19 protein-coding genes are annotated in these 17,597 nt (G+C 70.4%); 12 read left to right on the forward strand and 7 right to left on the reverse strand.

What is annotated here, in order from left to right; all coding sequences use genetic code 11:
- Positions 1–76: 76 nt before the first annotated feature.
- Positions 77–973 (reverse strand): transcriptional regulator GcvA, encoded by an 897-nt coding sequence (gcvA, locus tag ACEN9J_RS39720; RefSeq protein ID WP_261216887.1) that lies wholly within the window; start codon positions 971–973, stop codon positions 77–79.
- A gap of 99 nt (positions 974–1,072) precedes the next feature.
- Here gcvA and ACEN9J_RS39725 point away from each other — a divergent pair, with 99 nt between their 5' ends.
- Genes ACEN9J_RS39725 through leuB form a run of 4 tightly spaced genes read left to right on the forward strand, consistent with a single transcriptional unit; the run spans position 1,073 to position 5,276 of the window.
- Positions 1,073–2,059 (forward strand): Bug family tripartite tricarboxylate transporter substrate binding protein, encoded by a 987-nt coding sequence (locus ACEN9J_RS39725; RefSeq protein ID WP_057593886.1) that lies wholly within the window; start codon positions 1,073–1,075, stop codon positions 2,057–2,059.
- 44 nt (positions 2,060–2,103) lie between these two features.
- Positions 2,104–3,528: a 3-isopropylmalate dehydratase large subunit gene (leuC, locus tag ACEN9J_RS39730; RefSeq protein WP_057593887.1), complete on the forward strand. Its 1,425-nt coding sequence runs from the start codon at positions 2,104–2,106 to the stop codon at positions 3,526–3,528.
- A 33-nt stretch (positions 3,529–3,561) separates the two neighbouring features.
- Positions 3,562–4,179, forward strand: a complete 618-nt coding sequence (gene leuD, locus ACEN9J_RS39735; RefSeq protein ID WP_261216875.1) for a 3-isopropylmalate dehydratase small subunit — start codon at positions 3,562–3,564, stop codon at positions 4,177–4,179.
- 23 nt (positions 4,180–4,202) lie between these two features.
- Entirely contained in the window at positions 4,203–5,276 is a 1,074-nt protein-coding gene (gene leuB, locus ACEN9J_RS39740; protein ID WP_261216867.1) for a 3-isopropylmalate dehydrogenase, read from the forward strand.
- A gap of 34 nt (positions 5,277–5,310) precedes the next feature.
- Here the strand turns inward: leuB and ACEN9J_RS39745 are convergent, their stop codons facing one another.
- Complete coding sequence (locus tag ACEN9J_RS39745; RefSeq protein ID WP_208513274.1) at positions 5,311–5,532, reverse strand: hypothetical protein; 222 nt, start codon at positions 5,530–5,532, stop codon at positions 5,311–5,313.
- Between the two features lie 377 nt (positions 5,533–5,909).
- Between ACEN9J_RS39745 and ACEN9J_RS39750 the strand changes: the two genes are divergently transcribed.
- Genes ACEN9J_RS39750 through ACEN9J_RS39775 form a run of 6 tightly spaced genes read left to right on the forward strand, consistent with a single transcriptional unit; the run spans position 5,910 to position 11,501 of the window.
- Positions 5,910–6,755, forward strand: coding sequence for an STAS domain-containing protein (locus ACEN9J_RS39750; protein ID WP_057593891.1), 846 nt, complete (start codon positions 5,910–5,912; stop codon positions 6,753–6,755).
- 11 nt (positions 6,756–6,766) lie between these two features.
- On the forward strand, positions 6,767–7,141 hold the full coding sequence (locus tag ACEN9J_RS39755; RefSeq protein WP_057593892.1) for an STAS domain-containing protein: 375 nt from the start codon (positions 6,767–6,769) through the stop codon (positions 7,139–7,141).
- A complete protein-coding gene (locus ACEN9J_RS39760) occupies positions 7,131–7,535 on the forward strand; it encodes an anti-sigma regulatory factor (protein ID WP_057593893.1) in 405 nt (134 codons plus the stop codon). Before ACEN9J_RS39755 ends, ACEN9J_RS39760 begins: the two co-directional genes overlap by 11 nt.
- Positions 7,526–8,563: an ATP-binding SpoIIE family protein phosphatase gene (locus ACEN9J_RS39765; protein ID WP_057593894.1), complete on the forward strand. Its 1,038-nt coding sequence runs from the start codon at positions 7,526–7,528 to the stop codon at positions 8,561–8,563. Before ACEN9J_RS39760 ends, ACEN9J_RS39765 begins: the two co-directional genes overlap by 10 nt.
- Positions 8,560–9,522, forward strand: coding sequence for a sensor histidine kinase (locus tag ACEN9J_RS39770; protein ID WP_082321685.1), 963 nt, complete (start codon positions 8,560–8,562; stop codon positions 9,520–9,522). Before ACEN9J_RS39765 ends, ACEN9J_RS39770 begins: the two co-directional genes overlap by 4 nt.
- Positions 9,519–11,501, forward strand: a complete 1,983-nt coding sequence (locus ACEN9J_RS39775; RefSeq protein ID WP_413765202.1) for a response regulator — start codon at positions 9,519–9,521, stop codon at positions 11,499–11,501. Before ACEN9J_RS39770 ends, ACEN9J_RS39775 begins: the two co-directional genes overlap by 4 nt.
- Positions 11,502–11,511: 10 nt before the next feature.
- Here the strand turns inward: ACEN9J_RS39775 and ACEN9J_RS39780 are convergent, their stop codons facing one another.
- The 5 genes from ACEN9J_RS39780 to ACEN9J_RS39800 are packed head-to-tail and all read right to left on the reverse strand — an operon-like array spanning position 11,512 to position 16,250.
- Positions 11,512–12,543: a 2Fe-2S iron-sulfur cluster-binding protein gene (locus ACEN9J_RS39780; RefSeq protein ID WP_261216860.1), complete on the reverse strand. Its 1,032-nt coding sequence runs from the start codon at positions 12,541–12,543 to the stop codon at positions 11,512–11,514.
- A complete protein-coding gene (locus ACEN9J_RS39785) occupies positions 12,540–13,517 on the reverse strand; it encodes a PdxA family protein (protein WP_261216858.1) in 978 nt (325 codons plus the stop codon). Before ACEN9J_RS39785 ends, ACEN9J_RS39780 begins: the two co-directional genes overlap by 4 nt.
- Complete coding sequence (locus ACEN9J_RS39790; RefSeq protein ID WP_261216855.1) at positions 13,514–13,978, reverse strand: aromatic-ring-hydroxylating dioxygenase subunit beta; 465 nt, start codon at positions 13,976–13,978, stop codon at positions 13,514–13,516. The genes ACEN9J_RS39785 and ACEN9J_RS39790 overlap by 4 nt, the downstream gene beginning before the upstream one ends.
- A 24-nt stretch (positions 13,979–14,002) precedes the next feature.
- Positions 14,003–15,256 carry an aromatic ring-hydroxylating dioxygenase subunit alpha gene (locus ACEN9J_RS39795; RefSeq protein WP_413765203.1) on the reverse strand — a complete coding sequence of 418 codons (1,254 nt, stop codon included), beginning with the start codon at positions 15,254–15,256 and terminating at the stop codon, positions 14,003–14,005.
- A 7-nt stretch (positions 15,257–15,263) separates the two neighbouring features.
- Positions 15,264–16,250, reverse strand: a complete 987-nt coding sequence (locus ACEN9J_RS39800) for a Bug family tripartite tricarboxylate transporter substrate binding protein (RefSeq protein WP_261216852.1) — start codon at positions 16,248–16,250, stop codon at positions 15,264–15,266.
- Positions 16,251–16,331: 81 nt separating this feature from the next.
- Here ACEN9J_RS39800 and ACEN9J_RS39805 point away from each other — a divergent pair, with 81 nt between their 5' ends.
- A complete protein-coding gene (locus ACEN9J_RS39805; protein WP_261216850.1) occupies positions 16,332–17,135 on the forward strand; it encodes an IclR family transcriptional regulator C-terminal domain-containing protein in 804 nt (267 codons plus the stop codon).
- A gap of 26 nt (positions 17,136–17,161) precedes the next feature.
- Positions 17,162–17,593 (forward strand): energy transducer TonB, encoded by a 432-nt coding sequence (locus ACEN9J_RS39810; protein ID WP_261216848.1) that lies wholly within the window; start codon positions 17,162–17,164, stop codon positions 17,591–17,593.
- The last annotated feature ends 4 nt before the right edge of the window (positions 17,594–17,597 follow it).

The following is a 17,597-nucleotide window of genomic DNA, read 5'->3' on the forward strand; positions in this document are numbered from 1 at the left end:
AATACGTAGTCATTTTTGGCCGCATGGCCGCCGCGGCGCATCGGGGAAAGCCCGCGGCCCGGTCGGAACCCTTGTTTCAGCCTTCGGCGGCCGCCACTTCCTCGGCCATCCAGTGCTCGAAGTCGCGCACCCGCTGCGGCACCGGCCGGTCGGCGCGCCAGGCCATGAAGTAGCCGCCCTCGGTCGGCAGCCGCAGCGCGAGCGGCGCCACCAGCCGGCCGCTCGCGAGGTCGTCGCGCACGAAGGCCAGCAGACCCATCATCACGCCCAGCCCCTCGGCCGCCGCCTGGTAGGCCATTGCGGCGTTCTCGAACTTGAGGCCGCGGTGGGTATCGACGCCGCTCAGGCCCGCGGCCTCGAGCCAGGCCGGCCAGTCCTGCGGCCGGTTCAGCGAACTCAGCAGCGCGTGCTGCGCGAGGTCGGCCGGTTGCGCCAGCGGCGGATCGCGCTGCAGCAGAGCCGGCGCGCACACCGGCAGCAGCGTCTCGCGAAACAGCAGCCGGTAGCCCGGCCCCTCGGGCGGGCTGGGCTCGGAGTGGATGCTCACGTCCACGTCGTCGCGCTCGAAGTCGGTGGGCTTGTGCGAGGTGGTGATCTGCACGTCGATGCGCGGATGCCTGGCGTGGAAGCGCGCCAGCCGCGGAATCAGCCAGCGGATCGCGAAGGTGGGCGGCAGCTTGATGCGCAGCAGCCATTCGTCGGGGCTCTGCTGAAGCTGCCGCGTGCCGAGCTCGATCTGGTCGAAGGCCACCCGCATGCTCGCGTGGTAGCTCTGGCCCGCGGGCGTGAGCCGGATGCCGTGGCGCCCGCGCTCGAACAGCTGCACCTTGAGCCAGTCCTCCAGCGTGGCGATGTGCCGGCTCACCGCGCCCTGGGTCACGCAGAGCTCGTGCGCGGCGCGCGTGAAGTTGCCGCAGCGCGCGGCGGCCTCGAAGGCGCGCAAGGCATTGAGCGGTGGCAGGCGGCGTGTCATGGGGTCTGACTTTAGCTCATGCCTGCATGCGTTAATTGTGATTGCGGCGCCTTCCTCTGCGGGCCTAGGATGCGGCCACTACAAGACAGGAGACGCGCAATGATGAAGAAACTGCATGCCTGCACGATGGCCGCGGTGCTGTTCGCGGGTTTCGGCCCCACGCTGGCGCCGGCCCAGGACGCGGCCGCCAACTACCCCAGCCAGCCGATCAAGCTCATGGTGCCCTGGCCCGCGGGCGGCGGCGTCGACACCACGGCACGCATCGTGTCCGACATGCTCGGCCACCGGCTCGGCCATCCCTTCGTGATCGACAACCGCGCGGGCGCCGGCGGCAACATCGGCACCGAGCTCGCGGCGCGGCAGAAACCCGATGGCTACAACCTGCTGATGTCCTCGATCAGCCCGAACGCGGTCAATGCCAGCCTCTACAGCAAGCTCGGTTTCGATCCGGTCAAGGACTTCGAACCGGTGATCTACGTGTCGGCGGTGCCGAACATCCTGGTGGTGCCCGGCGACTCGCCGTTCAAGACCGCCAAGGACGTGATCGACGCCGCGCGCGCCAATCCCGGCAAGCTCAACTACGCCTCGGGCGGCATCGGTTCCTCGCAGCACCTGGCGGCGGTGCAGTTCGCCAGCGCGGCCAAGATCGACATCGTGCACGTGCCCTACAAGGGCACGGCGCCGGCCGAGGCCGACCTCGCGGCGGGCCATGTCTCGCTGATGCTCGACACCACCACCTGCCTGCCCTTCGTCGCCAGCGGCAAGATGCGCGCGCTCGCGGTGGCCTCGAAGAAGCGCAACCCCGCGCTGCCCGACGTGCCCACCTTCGACGAGGTGGGGCTGCCCGGCGTCTATGCCTCCTCGTGGTATGGCCTGTCGGCGCCGGCCGGCACGCCCAAGGCCATCATCGCCAAGCTCAATGCCGAGGCCAACGCGGTGCTCAAGTCGCCCGAGTTCCAGAAGCGCATGCTGGCCTTCGGCGCCGAGGTCGGCGGCGGCACGCCCGAGGAGTACGGCCGCTTCATGGCCAGCGAGACCAGGCGGTATGCCGAGATCGTGCGCATCTCGGGCGTGAAGCTCGATTGAACCCTGGCCCTGTCCTCTCTTCTTCCCACCCTTCCGACGATCCCATGTCCGCTTCCTCCGCTCCCCGCACCCTGTTCGACAAGATCTGGGAGCCGCATGTCGTGATGCAGCGCGACGACGGCCAGAGCCTGCTGTACGTCGACCGCCACCTGGTGCAGGACGGCTCCGCGCCGGCCTTCGAGATGCTGCGCCAGCGGCAGCTGCCGGTGCGCCGGCCCGAGCGCGCCTTCGCCACGCCCGACCACTACGTGCCCACCGGCTCGCGCGTGCTGGCCGACATCGCCGATGCCGAGAAGCGCGCGATGGCGCAGGCGCTGCACGACGACAGCGCGGCCGCGGGCATCCGCTTCTTCGGCCTCGAAGACATCCGCCAGGGCATCGTGCACGTGGTCGGCCCGGAGCAAGGCCTGAGCCTGCCGGGCAGCGTGATCGTCTGCGGCGACAGCCACACGGCCACGCACGGGGCGCTCGGCGCGCTGGCCTTCGGCATCGGCGCCTCGGAAGTGGCGCACGTGTTGGCCACGCAGACGCTGTGGCAGCGCAGGCCGCGCACGCTGCGCGTGAGCATCGACGGCCGGCTCGGCGAAGGCATGTCGGCCAAGGACGTCATCCTGGCCGTGATCGCGCGCATCGGCGCCGCCGGCGGTACCGGCCACGTGATCGAGTACGCGGGCGAGGCGATCCGCGCGCTCTCGATGGCGGGCCGCATGACGGTGTGCAACATGTCGATCGAGGCCGGCGCGCGCGCGGGCATGGTCGCGCCCGACGACACCACCTTCGAATGGCTGGCCGGCCGTCCCGAGGCGCCGCGCGGTGCTGCCTGGGACGCGGCATTGGCCGCCTGGCGCCGGCTGCCGAGCGACGAGGGCGCGGCCTTCGACAGCGAGGTGCGCCTGTCGGCGGCCGACATCGCCCCCATGGTCACCTGGGGCAACAGCCCCGAGGACGCGTTGCCGATCACCGGCCGCGTGCCCGATCCCGCGCAGGCGGCCAGCGCCGAACGGCGCGAGGCGATGCAGCGCACGCTCGCCTACATGGGCTTGGCACCGGGCCAGGCGCTGACCGATCTCGCGGTCGACCGGGTCTTCATCGGCTCGTGCACCAACGGCCGCATCGAGGACATGCGCAGCGCCGCCGAGGTGGTGCGCGGCCGGCGCGTGGCCGAAGGCGTCGAAGCCTGGGTCGTGCCCGGTTCGGGGCTCGTCAAGCAGCAGGCCGAGGCCGAGGGGCTCGACGCGGTGTTCCGCGACGCCGGCCTGCAATGGCGCCATGCCGGTTGCTCGATGTGCCTGGGCACCAATGGCGACCAGGTGGCCGCGGGCCAGCGCTGCGCCTCGACCTCGAACCGCAACTTCGTCGGCCGCCAGGGGCCGGGCTCGCGCACCCACCTGATGAGCCCGGCGATGGCCGCGGCCGCCGCCATCACCGGCCGGCTGACCGACGTGCGCGCGATCCCGCCGGCGCGCTGAAGCGCCGCTGCCACGAACCCACGCCCCGAACCCATGGAAGCCTTCACCTCCCTCGACGCGGTCGCCGCGCCGCTCGCGCGCATCAATGTCGACACCGACCAGATCGTGCCCGCGCTCTACCTGCAGAAGCCGCGCTCGGACGACTTCGGCGACTACCTGTTCCACGACGTGCGCCACGATGCCGCGGGCGCGCGCCGCGGCGACTTCGTGCTCAACGATCCGGTGTACGCGCGGGCGCGCATCCTGGTCGCGGGCCGCAACTTCGGCTGCGGTTCCTCGCGCGAGCATGCGGTGTGGGCGTTGCACGACGGCGGCTTTCGCACCGTGATCGCGCCGAGCTTCGGCGACATCTTCTTCTCGAACGCGCTCAAGAACGGCCTGTTGCCCGTGCGCCTGCCCGAAGACACGGTGCAGTCGATGCTGGCCGAACTCGCCGCAGCGCCCGGCGCGCGCCTGCGCGTGGACCTGCGCGCGCAGACCGTCACGCGGCCCGGTGGAGAGGTCGAGTCCTTCGCCGTCGATCCCTTCGCGCGGCATTGCCTGCTCGAGGGCCTCGACGAGATCGACTACACGCTGACCCAGCGCGCGCGCATCGAGGACTTCGAGCGGCGCCGCGCCGCCGAGGCCGCGCTGTCCCATTCCTCCCTCTGAACAGCTAGAAAAGGTTCCCAGACATGAAGATCGCAGTGATGCCGGGCGACGGCATTGGCCCCGAGGTGACCGCCCAGGCATTGAAGGTGCTGAAGGCCGTGGTGGGCACGGGCCAGCCGCTGGAACTCGCGCATGCCGCCATTGGCCAGGCCGGCATCGACAGCGCGGGCGACCCGCTGCCCGCGGCCACCAGCGAGATCGCGCGCAAGGCCGACGCCATCCTGTTCGGCTCGGCCGGCATGCCCGGCGACGAGGCCATCCCGTTCATGATGCGGCCCGGCGCGAGCCTGCTGCGCCTGCGCAAGGAACTGGGCCTGTTCGCGAACTTCAGGCCGGCCTTCCTGTTCCCCGAACTGATCGGCGCCTCCACGCTCAAGCCCGAGGTGGTCGAGGGGCTCGATATCCTGATCCTGCGCGAGCTCACGGGCGACGTGTACTTCGGCGAGCCGCGCGGCAGCGGCGTCAATGCCGCGGGCGAGCGCGAGGCCTTCAACACCATGCGCTATTCCGAGCCCGAGGTCGAGCGCATCGCGCACGTGGCCTTCCGCACGGCGCGCGCGCGCAAGGGCCGGCTGTGCTCGGTCGACAAGGCCAACGTGCTCGAGGTGATGCAGTTGTGGCGCGAGGTGGTCACGCGCGTGGGCGCCGAGTATCCCGACGTGGAGCTCACGCACCTGTTCGTCGACGCGGCGGCCATGCAGCTGATGCGCGCGCCCAGGCAGTTCGACGTGATCGTCACCGGCAACATCTTCGGCGACATCCTGTCCGACGCGGCCGCGATGCTCACGGGCTCGATCGGCATGCTGCCCTCGGCCTCGATGGCGGCCGGCAGCTTCGGCCTGTACGAGCCGGTGCACGGCACCGCGCCCGACATCGCCGGGCGCAACCTCGCGAACCCGCTGGCCGCGATCCTGTCGATGGCGATGATGCTGCGCTTCTCGTTCGGCCAGGCGGCGAACGCCGATCGCGTGGAGCAGGCGGTGCGCCGCGTGCTGGCCGATGGCCTGCGCACCGGCGACATCTACCAGGCTGGCAGCACGCGCGTGGGCACCGAGGAAATGGGCGACGCGGTGGTCGCGGCCCTGGGAAAGAACTGAAGGAGCCCGATGGACGGCAGGGCGCGCGCCCTGCCTACCAGAGCTTCCACCAGCGCGGTGGCGGCTTGCGGAGTTCGAGCGGGCGGGTGTCGAGCTCCAGGCCCGCCACCGGCATCGAGGGCAGGTGACGGCGCAACGTGCGCTCGAGTTCATGCGCCATGCCGCGTGCGCGCGCGTCGCCGCGCAGGGCGCGACGGCGCCATTCCGCAGCCTCTGCGGCCAGTGCATCCATGTCCATGTTGCTGATCTCCACCATGGCGCGATTGTCTCGTGCCCGGGCGTCGCTCATGTAGGCGCAAGCAGTACGTCGGCGTACGAATGGATACGCAGCGCGGCCTGGATCCCACACCGTGGCAACAAGAAGCCCGCCGCTATGTCAAAAGACATTGCGCGCCGGCGCGAAACCGGGCCCAGTCGAAGATCGCCTCACCCATCCTATATGTGGGATACGACCTACACGAGGATGCGGCATCGCTTGACTGATGCAGCTTCGTCGGCGCGGTCCGCCGACGGCTACGATCCCCGACGCGAACCAAATACTCAAATTAGGGAAGGGAGCCGCCGCGTGCATGATCGAATGCACGGGCGGTCGGTGGTGGGACCGCGAACCGTGCAAATACCGAGAGGAAATCCATGAAGAACGACCATGAAGCGTTGCGCGCGACGCTGCGCGAGGAAGAGAACGACGTCCTCGAGGGCTGGCTGGACGAAGCCCGCGTGAGCGAACCGGGGGCGCGTCGCTCCGCCAAGGCCGAGGGCGGCGAGCTGCTGCGCCAGCTCGACGGCGTTCTGGCCGCGGGCGGCGACGCCGCGCGCTTCGAGGCGGCCGAATGGGCACCGCTGCGCGACACGCTGGCCAACCTCTCGCGTACGCGCGCGGCCAAGGGCGAGTCGGCCGGCGACACCAGCCTGTTCGTGCTGGCGCTCAAGAAGCCGCTGTTCGATGCGCTGCAGCGCCGGCTGGCGAAGGATCCCGCCGCGCTGGCCAGCGCGCTGTGGACCCTGTCGGCCTCGGTCGACAAGCTCGCGCAGCACACGGTGACCACTTTCCAGCAGGCTCGCGAGGACATCATCCGCCGCCAGCAGGAGGAACTGCTCGAACTCTCGACCCCGGTCGTGAAGCTGTGGGAAGGCGTGCTGGCCGTGCCGATGATCGGCGTGCTCGACAGCGGCCGCACGCAGATGGTGATGGAGGCGCTGCTGCAGCGCATCGTCGAGACCGGCTCCGGCATCGCGATCATCGACATCACGGGCGTGCCCACGGTCGACACCCTGGTCGCCCAGCATCTGCTCAAGACCGTGACCGCGATCCGCCTGATGGGCGCCGACTGCATCATCAGTGGCATCCGGCCGCAGATCGCCCAGACCATCGTGCACCTGGGCATCGACCTGCAGGGCGTGCAGACCAAGGCCACGCTGGCCGATGCGCTCGCGCTGGCCCTGAGGCAGACCGGCTGGCGCATCGAGCGCATGGCCTGAGCGGAGCCGCCATGGACCGCATTCCCATCCTGCGCATGGGCGACATCCTTCTGGTGACGATCCAGGTCGACATGCAGGACCAGACCGCGTTGCAGCTGCAGGACGACCTGGCCGGCCAGATCGCCAAGACCGGCGCCTCGGGCGTGATGATCGACATCTCGGCGCTCGAGATCGTCGACTCCTTCGTCGGCCGCATGCTGACCAGCATCTCGGGCATCGCCCGCATCCTCTCGGCCACCACGGTGGTGGTGGGCATGCAGCCGGCGGTGGCGATCACCCTGGTCGAGCTCGGGCTCTCGCTTGAGGGCGTGAAGACGGCGCTCAATGTCGAGCGCGGCATGGAAATGCTGCGCCGCGCGCGCCTGGAGAACACCCTTGGCCGCTGACCCCACGGGCACGCTGCCGCTGCTCTCGGAGCAGAACATCGTGGCCAGCCGCCAGATGGTGCGCACGCTGTGCCAGGAGCTCAAGCTGTCGCTGGTCGACCAGACCAAGATGATCACGGCCGCCAGCGAGTTGTCGCGCAACGCGCTGATCCACGGCGGCGGCGGGCGCATGCGCTGGGAGTTCGTCGAGCGCAACGGCCGGCGCGGGCTGCAGCTGCACTTCGAGGACGAAGGCCGCGGCATCGAGGACATCGCCTTGGCGCTGACCGACGGCTGGACCAGCGGCAGCGGCATGGGCCTGGGCCTGCCGGGCAGCAAGCGGCTGGTGAACGACTTCGAGATCCAGTCGGCACCCGGTGCCGGCACGCGCGTGAGCATCACCAAGTGGAAGTGATCGCGGGCTGGACCCATCGAGCGTTTCCGATCGACGATGCCAGCCGCATCGGCGAGGCCCGGCGCCATGCGGCACTGGCCGTGGCCGAGATGGCCTGGAACGAAGTCGACGCGGGCCGGGTCGCGCTGGTGATCACCGAGCTCGGCACCAACCTGCTGCGGCATGCGCGCAAGGGCCGGCTGCTGATCGCTTCGCGGCCGCAGATGCACGAGCTCGAGATCGTCTCGATCGACGAGGGACCGGGCATCGAGAACCTCGCGCTGTCGATGCAGGACGGCCATTCCTCGGGCAGCACGCCCGGCACCGGCCTGGGTGCGGTGCGGCGGCTGGCCGACGAGTTCGACATCCATTCGTCGGTGCCCGAGGGCACGGTCTGCGTGGCGCGCGTGCGCGAGGCGCGCGGCCGCGGCGCGGCCGAGGTACCGGGCGCGCAGCGGGTGCAGATCGGTGCGCTGTGCCTTCCGGCGCCCTACGAATCCGTCAGCGGCGACGCGTGGGCGGCTTCGGTGTCGCCCGAGGGTGACCACTTCAACCTACTGCTCGTCGACGGGCTGGGCCACGGGCCCGAGGCGGCCAAGGCCGCGCAGGCCGCGACCGAGGCTTTCGCCGAGGCGCCCGGGCGCGAGGTCCGCGACGCGGTGCAGCAACTGCACCAGCGCCTGCAGACCACGCGCGGCGCGGCCGTGTGCGTGCTGAAGCTCGATACCGAGGGCGAGTCCATCGCCTGGTCGGGCGCCGGCAATATCGTCGGGCGCGTGCTCTCGGGCATCTTCGACAAGGGCATCCTGACCCAGCACGGCACCGCCGGCATGCAGATCCGCAAGCCCGAGGCCGCCACCATGGAACTTCCGCCGCATGCGCTGGTGGTGCTGCACAGCGACGGCATCGAGACGCGCTGGCAGGCCGACCGCATCCGGCCATTGCTGCAAAAGGACCCCACGCTGGTGGCGGCCGTGCTTTTGCGCGACCATACGCGTCACCGCGACGATGCGACGGTCGTGGTTCTGCGGCGAAAGGAATGGCGATGAGCAGCAGCGAACTCGACACCGCGCACGACACCGAGGCCTCGGCGCTAGCGCGCCAGCTGGCCGAGAGCCGCCAGGAGAGCGACGAGCTGCGCGCCGAACTCGAGGAAACCAACCGCGGCGTGGTGGCGCTCTATGCCGAGCTCGATGCGCAGGCCGAGCAGCTCAAGAAGGCGACCGAACTCAAGAGCCGCTTCCTCGCCTACATGAGCCACGAGTTCCGCACGCCGATCAATGCGATCCGCAGCATTACGCGCATCCTCAACGACCGCATGGACGGCCCGCTCACGCCCGAGCAGGAGAAGCAGGTCGGTTTCGTCGAGACCATGGCCTCGGAACTCGCCGAGATGGTCGACGACCTGCTCGACCTGGCCAAGATCGAGGCCGGCCGCGTGGAGATCTCGCCGGCCTGGTTCGAGATGGTCGACCTGTTCTCGGCGCTGCGCGGCATGTTCCGCCCGGTGCTCGGCAACCCGGCCACCGCGTTGATCTTCGAGGAGCCCGAGGGCCTGCCCAAGCTCTACACCGACGACCGCAAGCTGTCGCAGATCCTGCGCAACTTCATCTCGAACGCGCTCAAGTTCACGCCCGAGGGTGAGGTGCGCGTGACCGCGATGCGCGTGGGCGAGGATCGCGTGCGCTTCTCGGTGGCCGACACCGGCATCGGCATCGCGCCCGAGCACCATGCGGCCGTGTTCGACGACTACTCGCAGGTCGACTCGCCGGTGCAGAAGCGGCTGCGCGGCACCGGCCTGGGCCTGTCGCTGAGCAAGCAGCTCGCCACGCTGCTTGGTGGCCATGTCGAACTCGAGAGCGAACTCGGCAAGGGCTCGACCTTCTCGGTTACGCTGCCGGTGCAACTGCGGCGCCAGTCTGGCGCCGAGGCGCAGGACGGGGAGCGCGACTGGGGCTGGAACGGGGCGGGCGGCGCCGCGAACGAACAGCACGCGGGGCAGGCATGAACATCGACCCCGTCATCAACATCACCATCGACCGCTCGCAGCACACGGTGCTGGTGGTCGACGACAACCCCACCACCCGCTACGCCACCGCGCGCGTGGTGCGCGCGGCCGGCTTCCAGACCCAGGAAGCGGGCACCGGCGGCGAGGCCGTGCGGCTGGCGCCGAAGAACATCTCGGCCGTCGTGCTCGACGTGCACCTGCCCGATTTCAGCGGTTTCGAGGTCTGCCAGCAACTGCGGCTGCGCCCCGAGACCTCGACCCTGCCGGTGGTGCACCTGTCGGCGACCTTCGTGCGCAACGAGCACAAGGTGGCCGGACTCAACGCGGGCGCCGATGCCTACCTGGTGCATCCGGTCGAGCCGCCGGTGCTGATCGCCACGCTGCAGGCGCTGATCCGCGCGCGCATGGCCGAGGAGCGGCAGCGCGCGAGCGAGGCGCGCTTTCGCGCCATCTACGACCAGGCGCCGCTGGGCATCGCGCTGGTCGATGCGCGGGGGCGCATCGCCGACGTCAATCCCGCGATGGTCGGCATGCTCGGCCGCGCTCGCGAGATGCTGGTCGGCCAGGCGGTCAGCGCCTTCGCCCCGCCGGACTGGACCGAGTTCGTGCACCAACACACCGCGGAGAGCGGCGACCCGCTGCAGCCGGCGGCGACCTGGACCGGCGAGTTCCCGCTGCTGCGGCAGGACGGCACATGGGTCCGCCTCGAATGGACCCTGTCGACGCCGATCGAACCCGGCCTGCGCGTGGGCATCGCGCTCGACGTCTCCGAGCGCTTCGAACTCGAGGCGCGCCGCAGCGAGGTGCTCGAGCGCGAACAGGCGGCGCGCGCCTCGGCCGAGCGCCTGAGCCGCACCAAGGACGACTTCGTGGCCGTGCTCTCGCACGAGCTGCGCAACCCGCTCAATGCCATCGGTGGCTGGGTGCACCTGCTGAAGGTCGGCAACCGCGCGCCCGAGCAGATGGAGAAGGGCCTCAACGCCATCGACCGCAGCGTGAAGGCGCAGGCGCGCCTGATCTCCGACATCCTCGACGTCTCGCGCATCAGCTCGGGCAAGCTGCGGCTGCACCGCGAATGGGTGGACCCGGCCGCGCTGGTGACCGCCTCGATCGAGGCTTCGAACGCCGCCGCGGCCGCGAAGAAACTGGCGATCCGCTTCAACCAGGAAGGCGCCGAGCAGGCGGCCTGGCTCGACGGCACGCGCTTCCAGCAGATCGTGTGGAACCTGCTGTCGAATGCCATCAAGTTCTCCGACGAGGGCGGGCGCATCGTGGTCGACCTGGTGCGCAGCGGCGACCGGCTGCACCTGTCGGTGCAGGACTTCGGCCGCGGTATCGCGAGCGATTTCGTGCCGCACCTGTTCGACCGCTTCTCGCAGAGCGATTCGCCCGACAACCGTTTCCATGGCGGCCTCGGCCTCGGGCTGTCGATCGTGAAGAACCTCGCCGAACTGCATGGCGGGCAGGTCTCGGCGCACAGCGAAGGCGAGGGCAAGGGCGCGACCCTGCGCGTGTCGCTCGGCGTGGTGCCCGACGGCGACGGCGGGATCATCCTGCTCGATGCGCGCCAGGCCGCTGGCGATTCGCTTTCCGACCATCTGCTCGCGGGGCTCGAGGTGCTGGTGGTCGAGGACAACGTGGATGCCAGCGAGATCCTCGCCGTGGTGCTTTCCGACGCGGGCGCGCTGGTGCGCATCGCGCCCGACTTCGACGGCGCGCTGCAGCTGCTCGACCAGAAGTGGCCCGACGTGCTGGTGAGCGACATCGGCCTGCCGGGGCGCGACGGCTACGACCTGATCCGCGAACTGCGCCAGCTCGAGGTCGCGCGCGGCAAGCCGCGGATCTTCGCGATCGCCCACACGGCCTTCACCCGGCCGCAGGACCACAGCAAAGCGACCGAGGCCGGCTTCGACGCGCACCTGGGCAAGCCGCTGCAGCCGCATGCGCTGATCGCGCTGATCAACCAGCGCCACGGCTGAGCGCGAGCGCCTAGGCGGCCGGGCCCTCCACGAACACGTCGGAGTGGAAGTCGGCGGCGTCGAGGCCGCAACGCGCGAGCGCGGCCTCGCGCACCGCCGCCACCATCGCTGGCGAGCCGCAGCAGTACAGCGCGTGCCCGCGCAGGTCGGGGCAGGCCCGTGCCAGCGCCTCGTCGGCCCGGCCGCGGATGTACTCGGCGCGCAGGCTTTCGTCCACTGTCGCTTCCTCGTCGCTCAAGGCCGCGACGAAGCGCAGCGACGGCCACTGCCGCTGCCAGCGCGCGACCGCCGCGGGCAGATAGATGTCCTGTGCGCGGCGCGCGCCCCACAGCAGCGTGATCGGCCGATCGGCGCGGCGCTTCATCAGGTCGTCGAGGATGGACTTGACCGGCGCGAAGCCGGTGCCGCCGACCACGAAGACCAGCGGCGCGGTGTCGTCGGCTTCACCGGCCAGCGAGAAGGCGCCGAAGGGCAGTTCCACCTCGAGCAGCTCGCCGCTTTCGAGCCGCGGCACGCGCGCGCTAAACGCGCCGCCGGGCACATGGCGCACATGCAGCGTCAGCGTGTCGCTCTCGTGGGGCGGATTGGCCATCGAATAGCAGCGCGTGCTGCCGTCGTCGAGCTTGAGCTGCAGGTACTGGCCGGCCTGGAAGCGCGCGCGCTGGCCCGCGGGCAGCCGAAGCTGCAGCAGCGAGACGTCGGGCGCGACGAGCTGGTGGCGAAACACCTTGGCAGCGAAGCGCTTGCGTGCCGCCGGATCAATGCGCCGCCACGACACCGGCCGGATCTCGAGCGCGGGGCTCGCGGCCATGCACATGCACAACAGCACCTGGCCCGGCAGGCAGGTCTCGTTGACCATCGGGCCGCGGCCCGCGGGTGCGACCTCGCCGTGCGCGACCGTGCCCGCGCAGTTGCCGCACACGCCCTTGCGGCACGAGTGGGGCAGCTCGATGCCGGCGCGCAATGCGGCGTCGAGCACGGTCTCGCCGTCGTTGCCGTCGAAGGCCAGGTCGCTGTCGGCGATGGCGATGCGGTGGCTCATGGCACCACCTCGCCGGACACGTTCGGCAGACCCGACAACAGCGCGATGGTGCGCAGCACGGCCTCGGGGCTCGCGATGCCGCGGCCCGCGATGTCCATCGCGCTGCCATGGCCCACGCTCGACAGCAGCGCATCGGCGCCGATGCTCAGGGCGCTCGCCGCGCGCGGCGCCAGCAGCTTGACGGGGATGTGGCCCTGGTCGTGGAACATCGCCACGTAGAGATCGTGCGTGCGCTCCGCGAGCAGCAGGTCGGCACCGACGGGGCCGTCCACGCGCAGGCCCTCGGCGCGCGCGGCCTCGACCGCCGGGGCGACGATCGTCGCATCCTCGGGCCCGAACAGCCCGCCCTCGGAGGCATGCGGGTTGATGCCGAATACGCCGATCGAGGGCCGGTCCACGCCCAGCAGCGCGCAGGCCCGCGCGCCGGCACGGATCGCCTCGGCCACCAGCGCGGGCGTCATGCGCTCGAGCGCGATGCGCACGCTCTCGTGCAGCGTCGCATGCACGATGCGCAGCCCGCCGCCCACGAGCAGCAGGAACACGCGCTCCTCGGCCATGCCGCACACGCGCGCCACCAGCGAGGGATAGCCGCTGAAGGCGATGCCGGCGCGGTGGATCGCGGTCTCGTGATGCGGGCAGGCGACCACCGCATCGACTTCGCCGCGTCGGCAGGCCTGCAGCGCGGCCGTGGCCGATGCGACGGCGGAGGCGCCCGCTGCGGCGTCGATACGTCCGGGTTGCGCTTCGAGGTCGCCGGTGGCGACCAGCGCCGCATCGCGCAGCAGCGCGTCGAGGCCGAGCTGCGCCTCCGTGCGTTCGAACACGTTGGACGGTCCGTACAACACGATGCGTTCGCGGTCTTCGCGCGGCAGCGCGGCCAGGGCCTTCAGCGCGATCTCGGGCCCGATGCCGTTGGGATCGCCCGCCGTGAGCGCGAGCCGGCGTGGCGTTCGAAGAGAAGACTCGGCGTTCACAGCGGCAGCGCGAGCAGGGTATCGGTCACCGTGCTGTCGCACACGGCCACGCGCGACTGCAGCAGCAGGCGGCCCTCGCGCTGCACGAAGCGGTCCTCGTAGCTGCCGGTGGCGAACATCTCGGTCTGTCCCGTGGCCATGATGCGCGCCACCATGAAGGGCGTGCGCGCGCGTGCCGTGTCGTCCTCGGCCTCGAGCAGCAGCGGCATGCCCAGCAGGTGGCGGTAGCGCTGCCGCTCGTAGATGTTGGCCTCGCGCAGCGCGGCGATGCGGTCCTCGAGCATCGCGCGCGAGTCGGCGTAGACGATGCCCGCAGGCAGTCCCTCGCGCTCGTTCTCGACGTGGGTGATGCGGTAGTGGCAGTCGTCGGCGAAGAAATCGGGCCAGCGCTCGAGCGCATCGCTGTCGATGGCATCGGCATAGGCCGCGTTGAAGGCGCACAGCGCCAGCAGGTCGATCATGGGTGTTCTTTCCTCGTCGGGTGCTCAAGCGCCCATGTGCTGCCGATAGGCCTTCCAGAAGCCGCGCACCGAGGCCTCGGTGGCGCGGCCCTCGCTCGAGACGGCGCCGTCGCCGCCCATCTCGACGATGGCCTCGTGGTCGGCCGCGCCCGCGATGCCGCGCTGCACGAAGCCGCCGACCGCGCCGTCCTCCATCGAGATGAAGCCCGCGGGACCGACCAGGTTCGACTGCTTGAGCCGCACGCGGCGCTGCGCGGGCGTGTCGTCGACGTAGCCGATGTAGGTCCAGTTGAGCTCGGTGCGCGCGCTGCCCTTGGGCAGCACCTGGCGCACCGCGAGGCAGTTCTGGATCTGCTGCAGCACGAAGCCAGGGAACACCGAGAGGATCTGCAAGGTCACGCCGTCGTCGTACTCCGCAAAGCCCGCGAGCACGCTCGGGTCCTTGAGGCGATAGCGGTCGTTGTCGGAACGCAGCGCCTGCTCCTTGTACGAGGCATCCTTTTCCGCGGCCGCGTCGATCATCGAGTAGCTCACGTGGTGGCCGCCGCTCTCGTCGACGATCACGCCGCCTTTCTGCGACAGGCGGTTGAGCTCGAAGGTGGTGAAGAACAGGTGCAGCAGGCTCGCGTGGTAGCTGTCCTTCACGTTCTCGACGTAGAGCTTCCAGTTGTTGGGCAGCGCCTGCGTGAAGCGGCCGATCACCTCCACCGGCTTGTGCAGCACGCGCTCGATGCGCGCGCAGATCTCGTCGCCGAGGTATTCCTCGATCGAGGGCACGTCGTCCGAGAAGCTGCCGAACACCAGGCCGCAGAAGCGCGCGATGCGCAGCTTGCGCGGCCCGTGCGCCTCCTTGCAGAAGCTCGCGGGCATGCCGCCCTGGCCCTTCACGCCCTTCTCGAAGGCCACGCCCGTGAGGTCGCCCTGGCGGTTGTAGCTCCAGGCGTGGTAGACGCACTGGAAGTTCTCGCTGCGGCCCGACTTCTCGAGCGCGATCAGCGCGCCGCGGTGTGCGCAGCGGTTCTCGAAGGCGTAGATCTCGTCGTCGTCGTCGCGCACCACCACCACCGGCGTCTCGCCCGCGAAGGTGGTGCGGTAGCTGCCGCCTTCGGGCAGCTCGGCCTCGAGGCACAGGTAGTTCCAGGTCTGGCCGCGGAAGATGCGCGCCTGCTCGTCGGCGGCCAGTTGCGCGTCGCTGTAGACGCCGAAGGGAATGCGCGTGAGGCCGGGCCCGGACCAGTGGACCGGTTGCGCGGACGCGGTGGATGAAGCGATGGACATGGCGGGCTTATTCGAGGGTGACGTTGGCGCTCTGGATGACCTTGTGCCACTTGGCGGACTCGGCCTGGATGAACTGGCCGGTGCGGGCACTGTCCCAGCCGCGCGGCTCGGCGCCCTGCTCGGCGAACTTCTGCTTCACGTCGGGCAGCGCGAGCGCGGTGGCGATGGCCTTCTGCGTCGAGGCCACGACCGGTGCCGGCGTGCCCGGCGGCGCGACCACCGCGAACCAGGTCACGGCATTCATCGCGGGCAACTTCTGCTCGGCGAAGGTCGGCGCCTCGGGCAGCGCGGGACTGCGGTGCTCGTCGGCCACCGCGAGGATGCGGACCTTGCCGGTGCGCGCGAACTGCAGCGAGGAGGAGATGTTGTCGAAGAACACGTCGACCTGGCCGCCGATCAGGTCCACCAGCGCGGGCGCCGTGCCCTTGTACGGCACATGCGTCATCTCGGTGCCCGTGAGCTGCATGAACAGGCTGGCCGTGAGGTGCGAGGTGGTGCCGTTGCCCTGCGAGGCGAAGCTCACCTTGCCGGGGTTGGCCTTGAGGTAGGCGATGAACTCGGCCACGTTGTGCACCGGCAGCTTCGGGTTCACCACCAGCACGTTGGGCACCGTCGCGAGCACCGTCACCGGCACCCAGCGCGTGGGATCGAAGCCCAGCTTCTTGTAGAGGTGCTGGTTGATCGCGATCGGCGCGGGTGGCGAGGCCAGCAGGGTCTTGCCGTCGGGCTCGGCGCGGTAGACCACGTCGGCGCCGATGTTGCCGCCGGCGCCCGTGCGGTTCTCGATCACCAGGCCGCCGGGGAACTGGTCGCGCAGCTTGTCGGCCACCACGCGCGGCAGGATGTCGGCGGTGCCGCCAGCGGGGAAGGGCACGATCATGCGCGCGACCTTGTCGTTGGCGGTCTGCGCCCGCGCGGCGGGCGGCAGCGCGGGCAACATCAGCGCGGCCAGGGCCGCCAGGCCGAGCGTGCGCGCGGCGAGTCTGTGGAACATCGTGTGTCTCCGTCTTGTTCGTGCATCGAGGGGTTTTCAGTGTCCTTGCGGGCCGGTGCGCAAACAAGCTAGATTTGCGCTATGCGCAAAACCCGGACCGACGCCCCGAGCGAGGAAGAGCCCGCTCCCGACAAGAACTTCGTCGCCTCGCTCGAGAAGGGGCTGGCCGTGCTGACCTGCTTCGGTCGCCAGCACAGCCGGCTCAACTTGTCGGAGGTCGCGCGGCTCACGCGCAGCACGCCGGCCTCGGCGCGGCGCTCGCTGCTGACCTTGCGCGCGCTCGGCTATCTCGACAGCGACGGCAAGCGCTTCTGGCTGCTGCCGAAGGCGCTGCTGGTGGCGCATGCCTATCTGGCGTCGCGGCCCGAGCCTTCGGTGGCGCAGCCGCTGCTCGACGCGCTGTCGGAACGCACGCGCGAATCGGCTTCGCTCGCGCTGCTGCAGGACGACGACGCGATCATCATCGCGCGCTCCACCGCGCGGCGCAGCCTCAGCACCGGCCTGGGCATCGGCTCGCGCCTGCCGGCCTACTGCGCGGCGCTGGGCCGCGTGCTGCTCGCGAGCCTGCCGCCCGAGGAGGCCGAGCGCCGCATCCGCGCCATGCTGCGGCCACGGCTCTCGCCGCGCACCGTCACCGACGCGGCCGAGGTGCTGGCCATCGTCGCGCGCTGCCGGCGCGAGGGCTATGCCAGCAACGACGGCGAGCTCGAACTCGGCGTGCGCTCCATGGCCGTGCCGGTGCGCGACCGCGCGCAGCAGGTGGTGGCGGCGATGAGCATCGCGGTGCGAACAGAGCGCATGACGCTGGCGGAGTTTCGCGAGGCCTTCCTGCCGGCGCTGCAGAAGGCGAGTGCGAGCCTGAGCGCGCGCCTGTATCCGGGATGACGCGCAGCCGCCAGCAGGAGAGGGCGATGCAGAATGCCCCCGTCGCCAGCGACCACAACCACGACAACAGCCTCATGAACCTCCGTTCCTCTCTTGCCCGCACACTCGTGGCGAGCGCGATCCTCGCCCTGCTGGCCGCCTGCGCCTCGAACCCACCCGCCGACCCCGGCGAATGGAAGCCCAACCCGCCCAATCCCAATGCGCCGTATCCCGCCGAGTCGCGCACGAATGGCGAGCAGGGCATGGTGATGCTGCGCGTGCGCACCACGCCGGCGGGCAAGCCGGCCGCGATCGAGGTGCAGAAGTCGAGCGGTTATCCGCGGCTGGACCGCTCGGCGGTCGAGACGGTGTGGAAGTGGCAGTTCAAGCCCACGCCCGACGACGGCACCGTGGTCTGGCGCGAGGTGCCGATCCGCTTCTTCATCACCTCGCTGCCGCAGCAGCAGAAGCTGGATTGAGACC

It is taken from the genome of Variovorax sp. Varisp41, assembly GCF_047325085.1.
Taxonomy (GTDB): Bacteria; Pseudomonadota; Gammaproteobacteria; order Burkholderiales; family Burkholderiaceae_C; genus Variovorax.

Bases quoted from the DNA above. Each gene is read 5' to 3' on its own strand.
- gcvA (WP_261216887.1), bottom strand. From the start codon at position 973: ATGACACGCCGCCTGCCACCGCTCAATGCCTTGCGCGCCTTCGAGGCC.
- ACEN9J_RS39725 (WP_057593886.1), top strand. From the start codon at position 1,073: ATGATGAAGAAACTGCATGCCTGCACGATGGCCGCGGTGCTGTTCGCG.
- leuC (WP_057593887.1), top strand. From the start codon at position 2,104: ATGTCCGCTTCCTCCGCTCCCCGCACCCTGTTCGACAAGATCTGGGAG.
- leuD (WP_261216875.1), top strand. From the start codon at position 3,562: ATGGAAGCCTTCACCTCCCTCGACGCGGTCGCCGCGCCGCTCGCGCGC.
- leuB (WP_261216867.1), top strand. From the start codon at position 4,203: ATGAAGATCGCAGTGATGCCGGGCGACGGCATTGGCCCCGAGGTGACC.
- ACEN9J_RS39745 (WP_208513274.1), bottom strand. From the start codon at position 5,532: ATGGTGGAGATCAGCAACATGGACATGGATGCACTGGCCGCAGAGGCT.
- ACEN9J_RS39750 (WP_057593891.1), top strand. From the start codon at position 5,910: ATGAAGAACGACCATGAAGCGTTGCGCGCGACGCTGCGCGAGGAAGAG.
- ACEN9J_RS39755 (WP_057593892.1), top strand. From the start codon at position 6,767: ATGGACCGCATTCCCATCCTGCGCATGGGCGACATCCTTCTGGTGACG.
- ACEN9J_RS39770 (WP_082321685.1), top strand. From the start codon at position 8,560: ATGAGCAGCAGCGAACTCGACACCGCGCACGACACCGAGGCCTCGGCG.
- ACEN9J_RS39775 (WP_413765202.1), top strand. From the start codon at position 9,519: ATGAACATCGACCCCGTCATCAACATCACCATCGACCGCTCGCAGCAC.
- ACEN9J_RS39780 (WP_261216860.1), bottom strand. From the start codon at position 12,543: ATGAGCCACCGCATCGCCATCGCCGACAGCGACCTGGCCTTCGACGGC.
- ACEN9J_RS39790 (WP_261216855.1), bottom strand. From the start codon at position 13,978: ATGATCGACCTGCTGGCGCTGTGCGCCTTCAACGCGGCCTATGCCGAT.
- ACEN9J_RS39795 (WP_413765203.1), bottom strand. From the start codon at position 15,256: ATGTCCATCGCTTCATCCACCGCGTCCGCGCAACCGGTCCACTGGTCC.
- ACEN9J_RS39800 (WP_261216852.1), bottom strand. From the start codon at position 16,250: ATGTTCCACAGACTCGCCGCGCGCACGCTCGGCCTGGCGGCCCTGGCC.
- ACEN9J_RS39805 (WP_261216850.1), top strand. From the start codon at position 16,332: ATGCGCAAAACCCGGACCGACGCCCCGAGCGAGGAAGAGCCCGCTCCC.
- ACEN9J_RS39810 (WP_261216848.1), top strand. From the start codon at position 17,162: ATGCAGAATGCCCCCGTCGCCAGCGACCACAACCACGACAACAGCCTC.